Here is a 12,725-nt window from a genome sequence, read left to right as displayed (position 1 = left end):
TGCGACATCGATGGCGTGAGCCACCACGAAAGCGCAAATTTCAGTCCATGCCAAAACTATCTTAGCGCATATGCCCTTGAGGGGGAGATGTCCGGCAGGACAGAGGGGGGTGCTGTCCCTCGGCCTTTCGGACTTTGTCACCCAGCCTTTTCAGTACGGGCAAAACTCTCCCGTAGGGCGATGCGCGCGAACCAGTCCCGAAGATCTGGAAACTCGGCCAGCAGTTTCCGTCCCTCAGTGACCTTGGCGAAATAGCCGATGATGGGTGCTGCATGGAGGTCGGCCAGCGTCAGTTGCTCGCCCAGCAGCCATGGCCCCTCGGCTTTCAGCGATGAGAGCGCCTTAAGTGTCGTTCTCGCCTGCAGAAGCCCATTGGCGATCAAAGCCTCGTCAGGCGCCGTTTTCTCCAGCCGCTCGACGGCGACATCCCAGACCATGGCTCGATAGGCATAGGCGTCGAGCATGCCGATGATCTGGTTCATACGTGCGCGAGGCCGGGCTTCGATCGGTTGCAACGCCGGGCCGTCGAACGCTTCGTCGACATAGCGGGCGATCGCGCCGGTCTCGTGGAGGCGGAACCCGTCATGCTCGAAGGCCGGGATGCGGCCGAACGGCTGATGGTCGAAATACCAGCCCGGAATGCCGTCCGCCGCGAAGATGTCGACCGGCACAAGTTCGTAGCCGATGCCTTTTTCCTCGAGTGCGAGGCGGACGATGCGTACATAGACGCTGTAGTCCGCCCCGTAGACGACGGGCCTGCTCACAACGCTGGTCAGGCCATCGCCTTCTGCAGATTCTCGTCGATCTTGTCGAGGAAGCCGGTGGTCGAAAGCCATGGCTGGTCGGGACCGATCAGCAGCGACAGATCCTTGGTCATGAAGCCGGCTTCGACGGTCTGGATGCAGACTTTTTCCAGCGTCTCGGCAAAACGCATCAGCTCGGCATTGTCGTCGAGTTTGGCGCGGTGCGCCAGGCCGCGTGTCCAGGCGAAGATCGAGGCGATCGAATTGGTCGAGGTTTCCTCGCCCTTCTGGTGCTGCCGATAATGACGGGTGACGGTGCCGTGCGCCGCCTCCGCCTCCACCGTCTTGCCGTCCGGCGTCATCAGCACCGAGGTCATCAGGCCGAGCGACCCAAAACCTTGCGCCACGGTGTCCGACTGAACGTCGCCATCATAGTTCTTGCAGGCCCAGATATAGCCGCCCGACCATTTCAGGCTGGAGGCAACCATGTCATCGATCAGCCGGTGCTCGTACCAGAGCTTCTTGGCTTTGAACTCGGCTTCGAACTCTGCCTCGTAGACTTCCTGGAAAATGTCCTTGAAGCGGCCGTCATAGGCCTTGAGGATGGTGTTCTTGGTCGAGAGGTAGACCGGGTAGTTGCGCAGCAGGCCGTAATTGAGCGAGGCGCGGGCGAATTCGCGGATCGAGTCGTCGAGATTGTACATGGCCATGGCGACGCCGGCGGCCGGCGCCTCGAACACGTCATGCTCGATCACCTGGCCGTCTTCGCCGACGAACTTGATCGTCAGCTTGCCCTTGCCGGGGAAGCGGAAGTCGGTGGCGCGGTACTGGTCGCCGAAGGCATGACGGCCGACGATGATCGGTTTGGTCCAGCCGGGCACCAGCCGCGGCACGTTCTTCATGATGATCGGCTCGCGAAAGATGGTGCCGCCGAGGATGTTGCGGATGGTGCCGTTCGGCGACTTCCACATCTTCTTCAGCCCGAATTCCTCGACACGCTGCTCGTCGGGGGTGATCGTCGCGCATTTCACGCCGACGCCGTGCTTCTTGATGGCATTGGCCGAATCGATGGTCACCTGGTCGTTGGTGGCGTCGCGGTGCTCAACGCTGAGGTCGTAATATTCAAGCTTGAGGTCGAGATAGGGGTGGATCAGCTTGTCCTTGATGAACTGCCAGATGATGCGGGTCATCTCGTCGCCGTCGAGTTCGACGACCGGGTTCGCCACCTTGATCTTCGCCATGGAAAGAATGCCTCATTGTTGGGGATCGGAACGGCCTTGCCCGCATGGCTTTGGCCGGGGATGCGGCCCGTATATCAAAGCATTTTTGGCCGCGCAAACGGCGATCCGCCCCAGCGGGCTCGCCCCTGGCATCGGGCGTTGCCTGCCAAAGCTTCATTTTCGCGGCCGGATATGGCAGGGGACGCTGAAATGCCGCAAACAGCAGTTCATTGAGACAATGCAAGCCAGCAACGACATCCTTCCTGCCACCGGCCCGGCGATCATCCTGGTCGAGCCGCAGCTCGGCGAGAATATCGGCATGGTCGCGCGCGCCATGGCGAATTTCGGTCTGTCCGAACTGCGCCTCGTTAATCCGCGCGACGGCTGGCCGAGCGAAAAGGCGCGCGCTGCCGCGAGCCGCGCCGACCACGTCATCGATGCCGCTGGAGTATATGACGATCTGGCCTCGGCGGTCGCCGACCTGAATTTCGTCTTCGCCACCACGGCGCGCGCGCGCGATAATTTCAAACCGGTGCGCGGACCGGTCGAGGCGGGCAGGGCGCTGAGAGCGCGGCAGCGATCCGGACAGCGCACCGGCATTCTGTTCGGCCGCGAGCGGTTCGGGCTCTACAATGACGAGGTCGGCCTCGCCGACGAGATCGTCACCTTCCCGGTCGATCCCGCCTTCTCCTCGCTCAACATCGCCCAGGCCGCCTTGCTGATGTCCTATGAGTGGATGAAGTCGGGCCTGGAAGACGAGACCAAAACCAACTTTTCCAGTCCCGACATGATGCCGGCGACCAAGGAACAGTTGCACGGCCTGTTCGCCTATCTGGAAGGCGCGCTCGAAGCGCGCGGCTATTTCCGCCCGGCGGCGAAGAAGCCGAAAATGGTCGACAACCTGCGCGCGGTGCTGACGCGCGCCGGCTTCGCCGAGCCGGAGCTCAAGGTGCTGCGCGGCATAATATCATCGCTGGACAGGTTTTCGCCGGCCATGCCGCGCGGCGACGGATCGCCGGGCGATGATCCCAGGCGGCTTCCGGCAGCGGCCCGCGCCGCCAAGGCGACAGACAAGGACCAGGCCTGAGAGACAGGCTCTAGCCGTAACCGAATGTTATTTGCTGTGGTCCATCATCCCAAAAATGATGGATCAGGCCTAAAATGATGAATAGGGATTTGTGACCATCTTCCCGCCGCGGGCCCGCAGCCTTCTCCGCCTTCTCCTGTAGACGATGACAATGACCGATCCTTCAAGCGCCCGCCCGATCCTGATGTTCGATTCCGGCATCGGCGGCCTGACGGTGCTGCGCGAAGCGCGGGTGCTGATGCCCGACCGCCGCTTCGTCTATGTCGCCGACGACGCGGCTTTCCCTTACGGGGCTTGGGAGGAAGCGGCACTGAGGGCACATGTGCTGGAGCTGTTCGGCAAGCTGCTTGATCGTTTTTCGCCGGCCATTTCGGTCATCGCCTGCAACACCGCCTCGACTCTGGTCATCGATGCGTTGCGCGAAAGATTTCCCGGTCATCCTTTCGTCGGCACGGTGCCGGCGATCAAGCCGGCAGCGGAACGCACGCGCTCCGGGTTGGTTTCGGTGCTGGCGACGCCCGGCACCGTCAAGCGCCAGTATACCCGCGACCTGATCGGCAAATGGGCGCAGAAATGCCATGTCCGCCTGGTTGGCAGCGACCGTCTGGCGGGACTGGCCGAAGTCTATATGCGCGATGGCTTTGTCGATGAAGAGGCGGTGCGTGCCGAGATCGCGCCGTGCTTCGTCGAACATGACGAATTGCGGACCGACATCGTCGTGCTTGCCTGCACCCACTATCCCTTTCTGGCCAATCGCATGCGCAAGACGGCACCCTGGCCGGTCGATTGGCTCGATCCCGCCGAGGCGATCGCGCGGCGGGCGCTCTCGCTGCTCGCGCATGCCGAGGCCAGCCACCGCGGCGAGGCGTTGCCGGAAGGCGCCGACCTTGCTGTCTTCACCTCGAAGCGGGTCGATTTCCCGACTCGCCGCCTGATGCAGGGGTTTGGGCTGGCGATTTCCTGATATCTGGGAACATCACCACGACCGGTGCGTTTTTCCCGCATCGCAAGACGGGAGAAACGATCATGCCAGCCACTTCAAAAGCCCAGCAGAAAGCCGCCGGCGCGGCTTTGTCCGCCAAGCGTGGCGAGACCAAGAAGAGCGAGCTCAAGGGCGCTTCGAAGGGAATGTACAAATCGATGAGCGAAAAGCAGCTCGAGGAGTTCGCCGAGACCAAGCGCAAGGGCCTGCCGGAGAAGAAATCGAAACACTAGCCGCTTGTCCCACCTGCAGGACAGGTCCCATGATTGGATAGCCGCGGTCCCGCACACAGCGCGCGGGGATACCGCGGCGTATCGGCTGCCATCATCGACGCCTACCGCGACCTTGACACCAGTCAAATCTCCGTCTAATCAGCCCCCAACGCCGGGCCGCAACGTCCGGTGGTTTCTTTATGTGCAATGACGTGTCCCGTGGGTTTTCCGCCGCGTTGCGTGGGAGAACCCTGTCAGGTCTCGAAAACGGGGGCCAGAGGAGGGCGCGTTTCCTTCACCCGGACCATGAGGTGCCGGGTGTGTCTTTTTGAAAGGGAATGCGATGAGCAAGCGCGAATCCGCGAAATACAAGATCGACCGCCGTCTCGGCGAAAACATCTGGGGTCGCCCGAAGTCCCCGGTCAACAAGCGCGAATACGGTCCCGGCCAGCACGGCCAGCGCCGCAAGGGCAAGCTTTCCGATTTCGGCCTGCAGCTGCGTGCCAAGCAGAAGCTGAAGGGTCACTACGGCGACGTGTCGGAAAAGCAGTTCCGCAAGGTCTATGAAGAGGCGAACCGCCGCAAGGGCGACACCTCGGAGAACCTGATCGGCCTGCTCGAGTCGCGTCTCGACGCGGTCGTCTACCGCGCCAAGTTCGTGCCGACCATTTTTGCCGCTCGCCAGTTCGTCAATCACGGCCACATCAATGTCAACGGCAAGCGCGTCAACATCGGCTCATACCGCTGCAAGCCGGGCGATGTCATCGAAGTGCGCGAGAAGTCGAAGCAGCTGGTGATCGTCCTGGAATCGGTAGGCCTGGCTGAGCGCGACGTGCCTGATTACATTGAGGTCGATCATAACAAGATGACGGCGTCCTTCGGGCGCATCCCCGGGCTGTCGGATGTTCCGTTCGCCGTGCAGATGGAACCGAACCTGGTCGTCGAATTCTATTCGCGCTGATCGATTTTTTTCATCTGCGACATCATCGAAGGCCGCCCTCGAGGCGGCCTTTTCTTTAGGATTCCGAAAATCGATTTCGATTTTCGGGCCGATGCGCTACTCCGGGCAGCAACAAGGATTTTTGGGGCCGCCGCGCGATGAACATGCTGCCAGAAACAATCGAACCGATCGCCGATGCCGCAGGCGGCTTTCATCCGCTGTTTGCCGATGTGCCGTCCTCCGTCGAATTCAACAAGCTGCGCAAGCGGCTGCTGCGTCTCGCCCGTCAGGCGATCGACGATTTTTCGATGGTCAAGCCCGGCGATCGCTGGCTGGTCGCCTTGTCTGGCGGCAAGGATTCCTACGGCCTGCTTGCGTTGCTGCTCGATCTCAAATGGCGCGGGCTGCTGCCGGTCGACCTGCTGGCCTGCAATCTCGACCAGGGCCAGCCGAACTTTCCGAAACACATTCTGCCCGATTATCTCAACACATACGCCATTGCGCACCGCATCGAATATCAGGACACCTATTCGGTGGTGACCGACAAGCTTCCCCAGGGCAGCACCTATTGTTCGCTGTGCTCACGGCTCAGGCGCGGCCATCTCTACCGCATCGCGCGCGAGGAGGGCTGCTCGGCTTTGGTGCTCGGCCACCACCGCGAAGACATTCTCGAAACCTTTTTCATGAACCTGTTGCATGGCGGGCGCCTCGCCGCCATGCCGCCAAAACTGCTCAACGACGACGGCGACGTCATGGTGCTGCGGCCGCTCGCCTATTGCGCCGAGGCCGATCTCGAAAAATTCGCCGGCGCCATGAAGTTCCCGATCATCCCGTGCGATCTGTGCGGCAGCCAGGACGGCTTGCAGCGCAATGCGATGAAGGCGATGCTCGACGACCTGGAAAAGCGCATGCCCGGCCGCAAGGACACGATGATCCACGCCATGACCAATGTGCGGCCCTCGCATCTGCTCGACAGAAAGCTGTTCGATTTCGCCGCCCTCAACGAGACCCTGACCGCAAGGCAAGACCTTCCCGATGACATTTGACGATACCGCAATCGACTGGCTCGCCAAGCTTCTGTCCGACGCTGCCATTGCCGAGATCATGCCGCGCTTTCGCCGGCTGGATGAGGGCGACGTCCGCCAGAAGACCTCGGCAGCCGATCTGGTGACGGAGGCCGATGTGAGTGCCGAGCGGCTCATCACCGTCAGGCTGCGTGAGCGCTACCCGCAGGCGATGATCGTCGGCGAGGAAGCCTGCTCCGACGACCCGGCGCTGCTCCAGGGCCTCGGCGAAGCCGATCTCGCCTTCGTCATCGATCCGGTTGACGGCACTTTCAATTTCGCCTCCGGCGTGCCGCTGTTCGGCGTCATGCTGGGCGTCGTGGTGAAGGGCGAGACCGTCGCCGGCATCATTCACGATCCCATCGGCAAGGACTGGCTGATCGGCGCCAGCGGTGCTGGCAGCCACATACGGCATGCGCATGGCACTTTGGAGAAGGTGCATGTCGCCGAGCCTGCGCCGCTCTCGCAAATGACCGGCGCGGTTTCCTGGCAGTATATGCCCGAGCCGGAACGGTCACGGCTGGCGCGCAACCAGACGAAATCCTTGTCGCAATTCGGCTATCGCTGCGCGGCTCACGAATACCGCCTGCTGGCGAGCGGCCACGCCCACTTCGTCGTCTACAACAAGCTGATGCCGTGGGATCATCTGGCCGGTGTGCTGATCCACGCCGAGGCCGGTGGTTACGCCGCGCGTTTCGACGGCAGCACCTATCGGCCTTCGCATGTCGGCGGTGGCCTTCTTGTCGCACCGGACGAAGCAAGCTGGCGCGAACTGCGCCGGGAACTCTGGGCGGAATAGGCCGTTTGGCATCGATCCGATTCGGGCCATGCCCGGCCGATCCGATTTTTGGGATCATGCGCTAATGCGGCGGTCAAACGCGACGCGCTTTAGGCGGAACTGACGCCCAAGTTTCCGCTATGGCGACTACCGCGGCATTGATGGGTCCGCTCGGGATCGTCGGCATCACCGACGCGTCGACGATGAAGGCGTTGTCGAAGCCGTTCAGCCGCAAATCCGGGTCGACGACCGCGTCGGCATCCCCGCCCATCCTGCACGTGCCGGCAGGATGATGATGTGTGGAGGCAGCGCTGGCGATGAAAGCGTCAAGCTCGTCGTCCGACTGCACCTGTGATCCCGGCAGGATTTCCACATCGCGCCACTCGTCGAGCGCTCGATGATGGCCAATCGCGCGCGCCGTCTTCAGCGCTATCCGGAAAACGGCCCGGTCATGTTCGGTTTCGAGATAATGCGGATCGATGATCGGTGCATCGTTCCGGCCCGGCCCGCTCGGTGCGATGCACCCACGACTGGTCGGCTGGGTGACGCCGCAGAGTATCGTGAAAGCCGAGCCGTAGGGCGGCGCATTCAAGCCCACTGCGGCCGATGGAGCAACGACGCAGGCGAGTACGATATCGGGGCTTCCCGTCGAACGGGTCGGGTCGCTGCCGTGCAGATACATCAGCGATTCCGAGTGCTGCAGGCGCGACGGGGGCAGCGGCTTTTTCGTGCTGTAGACGTTCCCAAGGGCCAGCAGATGGTCCTGCAGATTGCGGCCGACATCGCGCCGGTCGGCACGACAGCGAATCCCCGCCCGCTTCAGCGTATCCGGATCGCCGATGCCCGATCGCATGAGGATGAGCGGCGACGACACCGCGCCGGCACAAAGAATGATCCTGTCGGCGGAGATCGTCATGCTCTCCCCATCGCACACGACAGCCACACCCGTGGCCCGCTGGCCTTCCAGCACGAGGTGCTCGACTTCGTGAGCGGTGAGCAGAGCGAGGTTCGGTCGCACCATGACCTCCGGCGGCAGATAGGCATCGGCGACGCTCAGGCGCTTGCCGGCGCGGATGTTCAGCGAATTAGGGCTCGTGCCAGCGAGTTCGCCGCTGTTGTGGTCGGTCAGGACGGGGATCCCCATGGCCTGTCCAGCGGCTAGATAGGCGCGGACGACGGGGCTGACCTCCGCATCCGGCAGATAGACGTCCAACGGTCCGCTGCGGCCGCGCGACGGCGCGTCGAAGGCGGTGAAAGCTTCGCTGCGGACGAAGCCCGGCAACAAGCCCGAAAAGGACCAGCGCTGGCCGCCTGCTACTGCCCAGGGCCGGAAATCATCGGGATGGCCACGCACATAGGCCATGGCATGCAGGCAGCTAGAACCGCCGACGATCTTCCCGCGCGGCCATTCGTGGACGCGGTTTGCGGTAAGGGGTTGCGGCACCGTCCGATAAGCCCAGTCATAGGCGCGGCCCTGCAGCATCGTCCATTTCAACGGGTCGGCGATATCGGGATCGGACGGCATGACCCCGGCTTCGATCAGGCCGACCTGGCACGCGCTGTCCTCGCTTAACCGGCTAGCCACCACCGAGCCGGCAGATCCGGCGCCGACGACCAGCACGTCGAAATGACGCATCAATTTGAAAGTTCCCGCGAGCAGGCTGTCTGGCTAGAATACGAGACGCTCATGCCGCAAAAGCGCCGGCATTCGACCGCTCCGTGATTCGTCTTTGCACGGATAGCAAATGCGCGCGCATGGCCGCTTCGGCTGCTTCGGGGTCGCGTTTCGAGATCGCTTCGGCGATCAGACGATGTTCGCCGTCGCGCTCGGCGATCCGCTTAGGGCAGGTGGGTGCTGCGGTCCGTGCGACCTTGACCCGCGCATCGACCCCAACCTGGCGCAGCATCTTGTAGAATTCGGCGGCAAGATGGTTGCGGGCGGCAGCGACGATGGCGGAATGAAAAGCGAAATCGACCGCGCCCGACGAGGCATTCTCCGGCGTGGTTGCCGCATCGATGATCCGGGCCGTCTCGAACGAGGAGGCGCGCAGCGATGCCAGCCGGGCGAGGCCCGGTTCCATGAGCAGGCGCAACTCCAGAACCTCGATGGGGTTGGTTACCCTGACAAGTTCTTCGCCATATCGGGGCAGGGCAGTCGGCGCACGCCTGGCGCGCGCCGGTTTCAAATCACCTGATTGGCGCAGCATCTCGAGCGCCTTGCGAAGCTGATGGCGTTTCACGTTGAGATGTTCGGCAAGGTCACGCTCGGAAGGAAGCTTGCCGCCGCCCTGCTGCAAGCGGCGGACCGCTGCGATGATGTCGTCGAGATCAGATGATACGATCTGCGGCTCGAATGCGCTCAAAACCAAATCTCCTGTCTGATCGGCAGCGGTCGACTCGATGTCCCGATATCAGTTGTGACACGGAATCGATGAGCACGGCACTCAACCAACTCAACCAATCTACATCTGCGTCCGATGGTTGACAACACCAGTTGCGCGATGGTTGAGTGCCGCAGTTGTTTCTTTGACGGCTCACATCTCGGCGGGGCCGTCTTCTCCCGAGGACAGTGCATGCCGTTTGGGGAAACATTCGACTATGTCATTGTCGGCGCCGGGTCGGCCGGCTGCGTGCTTGCAAACCGCCTGAGCGAAGATCCTGATGTTTCCGTGCTGCTCCTGGAAGCCGGCGACTGGGATCGCGATCCGATGATCCACATCCCGCTCGGCTGGGGTAAGATCCTGACCGAACGCCGTCACGACTGGATGTATTTCTGCGAGCCCGAGGCCAATGTCGGCGGACGCAAGGTCGAATGTGCGCGCGGCAAGGTCATCGGCGGCTCCTCCTCCACCAACGCCATGGCCTATGTGCGCGGCAATCGCGGCGATTACGATCGCTGGGCGGCCAGCGGTCTCACCGATTGGTCATTCGACGACGTGCTGCCCTATTTCAAGAAGCAGGAGCGCTGGGAAAAGGGCGAGAGCGACTATCGCGGCGGCAGCGGGCCGCTGAACACGCAGTTCTGCCGCTACAAGGACGAACTGATCGATGCCTTCGCTACGGCGAGCCGGGATGCCGGATATCCCCAGACCGACGATTACAATGGCCCGGTGCAGGAAGGCTTTGGCCGCCTGCAGATGACGATCGCAAACGGTCGCCGCTGCTCGACCGCGTCGGCCTATCTGCGTCCTGCCATGCGCCGCAGCAATGTCAAGGTGCTGACCGGCGCGATGGCGACGCGGATAATGCTGAAGGACGGGCGAGCGATCGGCATCGCCTACACCAGGGGCGGCGCGACCCACCAGGTGCTGGCGCGGCATGAGGTCGTGCTTGCCGGCGGCGTCATCAACACGCCGCAGTTGCTGATGCTGTCGGGGATCGGCGATAGCGGCGAGCTCGCCGCGCATGGTATCGAGACGAAAGTAGACCGTCCGCAGGTCGGCAAGAACCTGCAGGACCATGTCTCGGTCATTCTGATGTATCGGCGCAAGCAGCCGGGGCCATTCCTCAAGATGATGCGGGCCGATCGTATCGGGCTGGATTTCGTCAAGACCTATTTTACCGGAAAGGGCTTTTCGGGAGATGTGCCCGGCGGGGTCGTGGCGTTTCTGAAAAGCGATGCAAGCCGGCCGTTGCCGGATGTTCAGCTGCTTTTCACGGCTGCGCCGCTTGCCGCATGGCCTTACATGCCGCCATTCAAGGCGCCCTTCGCCGATGGCTTTGCGACCCGCATCGTCGCCGTCCAGCCGGAGAGCAGGGGGAGTGTGGAACTGGCGTCGAACGACCCGTTGGCCGCGCCGCTGATCCACCAGAATTTCCTGTCTTCGCCGCGCGACTGGCAGTCGCTTCGCGCCGGATTCCGCGTCGCGCGCAACCTCGCTGCACAACCGTCGATGACGCCGTTCATCGCCTCGGAGTTCTTTCCGGGCTCACAATGCCAGAGCGACGATGAGATCGATGAGCATATTCGCAACACCTCGATCACTGTGCATCATCCGGCCGGCACCTGCCGCATGGGTGTCGACGCGGAGTCGGTGGTCGACCCGCAACTACGGGTGCGCGGCGTTGCCGGCCTTCGCGCGGTGGATGCTTCTGTGATGCCGGATCTCGTTTGCGGCAACATCAATGCGGCGGTCATCATGATCGCCGAAAAGGCCTCGGACCTGATCCGCGGCCGTGCTGAACAAAGCATGGCCGCCTGATTGCTGTCGCCCGGGTTCAACCAAGTTCCTTTGGTTGAAAACAAAATTCGAGTTGGTTGGCTGCCGAGCGATTGCCACGGCCGCAATGATACGATCCGCCGGCCATTTTCTCGCATCTTTTCGACTTTTTTGCCCCTTTTGGGGCCATTCGGCCTCCATAGAAGCACTCAACCAAAAATTTTTAAAATTCTCAGTTTTGGGATTGTCCAGAAAAACCAATCCGAATACGGTTGAGTTGGTTAAACGCATTTTCTTCGTGAAGAGAGGTGTCAGAGATGTCCTTGGCGCAACCGGCAGACCTTACCGTCACCAACAAGAAGGCAGCGCTGAAGGGCCTTTATGACGCCCTCTACGAAAAGAATATGTTCCCGTTCTGGGCGACGTCGGAAGGCGTCGATCACGACGAGATCAAGCAGCTCATGGCGACCTCGAAGGCGATCCCCTTCGTCTGGTCCTATGCCGATATCGAGCCGCTGCTGCAGCGCGCCGCCGAACTGGTGACCATGGACGACAGCGAGCGCCGGTCGCTGATCTTGGTCAATCCGGGGCTCGCGCCCAAGCGCGCCTCGGTCAGCACCATGTACACCGCCTACCGCCTAAATGATCCGGACGAGATCATGCCGCCGCACAAGCATTCGCCGAGCGCCATACGTTTTGGCCTGACCGGCAAGGGCAATTTTACCGGCGTCGAGGGCGAGGACGTGGTTTTCGGCCCCGGCGACATGGTGCTGACGCCGAACGACGCCTGGCACAATCACGGCACGGTCGGCGGCGAACAGGCGGTCAACCTTTCGGTCCTCGACCTGCCGCTGGTCGAGACGCTGCACGCCGTGCATTTCGATCACAAATACACCGAGATGGTCGACGGCAAGGAAGTCGAGAAGAAGGTGCAGACCGCGCGTTTTCCGAGCGATTATTCGCAGCGAATCTATGGCGAGGGCGGCCTGATGCCGCGCTTCGTCGACCACAAGCGCGGCGGCGGCCTGTCGTCGCCGATGTATGTCTATCGCTGGGAAAAGATGGAATCGATCCTCGACGCGCACAAGGATTGGGACGGCGATCCGCATGAAGGCATCGTCATCGACTATGTCGACCCCACCACCGGCGGCCCGGTCTTCCGCACGATCAACTTCTACGTGCAGATGTTGCGGCCGGGCGAAAAGACGCTGCCGCAGCGCGAGACCGCCAGCCTGCTGTTGGCGCCGTTCCGCGGCAATGGCCATTCGATGATCGACGGCAAGCGCTACGACTGGAACCAGTTCGACACGATCGCCATACCGGGCGGTTGCTGGGTCGAGCATATCAATGGCTCCTCGACCGAGCCGGTCATCTTCTTCGGCGCGACCGATGCGCCGACACAGAAGGCGCTGCTGCTCTACAAGCGCTGGGGCCGCAACCAGGCCGGCGATCTGCTCCGCATCGTCTAGTTTGCAGCGGAAACCGTCCGCGCCGCCATAATGGCGCGGACATCGAAAGAGACGGTTCAGCAGCAAGGGC

12 protein-coding genes are annotated in these 12,725 nt (G+C 62.2%); 8 read left to right on the top strand and 4 right to left on the bottom strand.

Annotated features, from left to right (window positions below):
- Positions 1-137: 137 nt before the first annotated feature.
- Complete coding sequence (locus tag AC0L2Z_RS22650) at positions 138-764, bottom strand: glutathione S-transferase family protein (RefSeq protein WP_128168445.1); 627 nt, start codon at positions 762-764, stop codon at positions 138-140.
- Positions 765-772: 8 nt separating this feature from the next.
- Entirely contained in the window at positions 773-1,984 is a 1,212-nt protein-coding gene (locus AC0L2Z_RS22645) for an NADP-dependent isocitrate dehydrogenase (protein ID WP_128168446.1), read from the bottom strand.
- Positions 1,985-2,201: 217 nt separating this feature from the next.
- Between AC0L2Z_RS22645 and AC0L2Z_RS22640 the strand changes: the two genes are divergently transcribed.
- From AC0L2Z_RS22640 to AC0L2Z_RS22615, 6 genes are all read left to right on the top strand, one after another.
- A complete protein-coding gene (locus tag AC0L2Z_RS22640) occupies positions 2,202-3,050 on the top strand; it encodes an RNA methyltransferase (protein WP_287061876.1) in 849 nt (282 codons plus the stop codon).
- 151 nt (positions 3,051-3,201) lie between these two features.
- A complete protein-coding gene (gene murI, locus AC0L2Z_RS22635; RefSeq protein WP_473507486.1) occupies positions 3,202-4,014 on the top strand; it encodes a glutamate racemase in 813 nt (270 codons plus the stop codon).
- A 62-nt stretch (positions 4,015-4,076) separates the two neighbouring features.
- The gene (locus tag AC0L2Z_RS22630; protein ID WP_023717374.1) at positions 4,077-4,265 is read left to right on the top strand and encodes a DUF3008 family protein; all 189 of its coding nucleotides are present in this window, start codon (positions 4,077-4,079) and stop codon (positions 4,263-4,265) included.
- Between the two features lie 322 nt (positions 4,266-4,587).
- The gene (gene rpsD, locus AC0L2Z_RS22625) at positions 4,588-5,205 is read left to right on the top strand and encodes a 30S ribosomal protein S4 (protein WP_023798277.1); all 618 of its coding nucleotides are present in this window, start codon (positions 4,588-4,590) and stop codon (positions 5,203-5,205) included.
- 137 nt (positions 5,206-5,342) lie between these two features.
- Positions 5,343-6,230, top strand: coding sequence for a tRNA 2-thiocytidine(32) synthetase TtcA (gene ttcA, locus AC0L2Z_RS22620; protein WP_473481708.1), 888 nt, complete (start codon positions 5,343-5,345; stop codon positions 6,228-6,230).
- Complete coding sequence (locus tag AC0L2Z_RS22615) at positions 6,220-7,047, top strand: inositol monophosphatase family protein (protein WP_473481710.1); 828 nt, start codon at positions 6,220-6,222, stop codon at positions 7,045-7,047. The genes ttcA and AC0L2Z_RS22615 overlap by 11 nt, the downstream gene beginning before the upstream one ends.
- A 73-nt stretch (positions 7,048-7,120) precedes the next feature.
- On the opposite strand, the gene AC0L2Z_RS22610 is transcribed toward AC0L2Z_RS22615, so the two are convergent.
- Positions 7,121-8,665 (bottom strand): GMC family oxidoreductase, encoded by a 1,545-nt coding sequence (locus tag AC0L2Z_RS22610; protein ID WP_473629343.1) that lies wholly within the window; start codon positions 8,663-8,665, stop codon positions 7,121-7,123.
- 46 nt (positions 8,666-8,711) lie between these two features.
- Complete coding sequence (locus AC0L2Z_RS22605; RefSeq protein ID WP_027154164.1) at positions 8,712-9,389, bottom strand: FadR/GntR family transcriptional regulator; 678 nt, start codon at positions 9,387-9,389, stop codon at positions 8,712-8,714.
- Positions 9,390-9,599: 210 nt separating this feature from the next.
- Between AC0L2Z_RS22605 and AC0L2Z_RS22600 the strand changes: the two genes are divergently transcribed.
- Together AC0L2Z_RS22600 and AC0L2Z_RS22595 are read left to right on the top strand one after the other, a co-directional pair.
- Positions 9,600-11,228 (top strand): GMC family oxidoreductase, encoded by a 1,629-nt coding sequence (locus tag AC0L2Z_RS22600; RefSeq protein WP_473629342.1) that lies wholly within the window; start codon positions 9,600-9,602, stop codon positions 11,226-11,228.
- A gap of 275 nt (positions 11,229-11,503) precedes the next feature.
- Positions 11,504-12,655, top strand: coding sequence for a cupin domain-containing protein (locus tag AC0L2Z_RS22595; RefSeq protein WP_473481718.1), 1,152 nt, complete (start codon positions 11,504-11,506; stop codon positions 12,653-12,655).
- Positions 12,656-12,725 lie beyond the last annotated feature (70 nt).

The sequence above is a fragment of the Mesorhizobium sp. WSM4850 genome, assembly GCF_055811735.1.
The sequence above is the reverse complement of the archived record's forward strand: the minus strand, read 5'-3'. Positions and strand labels throughout refer to the sequence as shown.

Excerpts from the sequence above, each read along its gene's own strand:
- AC0L2Z_RS22645 (WP_128168446.1), bottom strand. The coding sequence starts at position 1,984 with ATGGCGAAGATCAAGGTGGCGAACCCGGTCGTCGAACTCGACGGCGAC.
- AC0L2Z_RS22640 (WP_287061876.1), top strand. The coding sequence starts at position 2,202 with ATGCAAGCCAGCAACGACATCCTTCCTGCCACCGGCCCGGCGATCATC.
- murI (WP_473507486.1), top strand. The coding sequence starts at position 3,202 with ATGACCGATCCTTCAAGCGCCCGCCCGATCCTGATGTTCGATTCCGGC.
- AC0L2Z_RS22630 (WP_023717374.1), top strand. The coding sequence starts at position 4,077 with ATGCCAGCCACTTCAAAAGCCCAGCAGAAAGCCGCCGGCGCGGCTTTG.
- rpsD (WP_023798277.1), top strand. The coding sequence starts at position 4,588 with ATGAGCAAGCGCGAATCCGCGAAATACAAGATCGACCGCCGTCTCGGC.
- ttcA (WP_473481708.1), top strand. The coding sequence starts at position 5,343 with ATGAACATGCTGCCAGAAACAATCGAACCGATCGCCGATGCCGCAGGC.
- AC0L2Z_RS22615 (WP_473481710.1), top strand. The coding sequence starts at position 6,220 with ATGACATTTGACGATACCGCAATCGACTGGCTCGCCAAGCTTCTGTCC.
- AC0L2Z_RS22600 (WP_473629342.1), top strand. The coding sequence starts at position 9,600 with ATGCCGTTTGGGGAAACATTCGACTATGTCATTGTCGGCGCCGGGTCG.
- AC0L2Z_RS22595 (WP_473481718.1), top strand. The coding sequence starts at position 11,504 with ATGTCCTTGGCGCAACCGGCAGACCTTACCGTCACCAACAAGAAGGCA.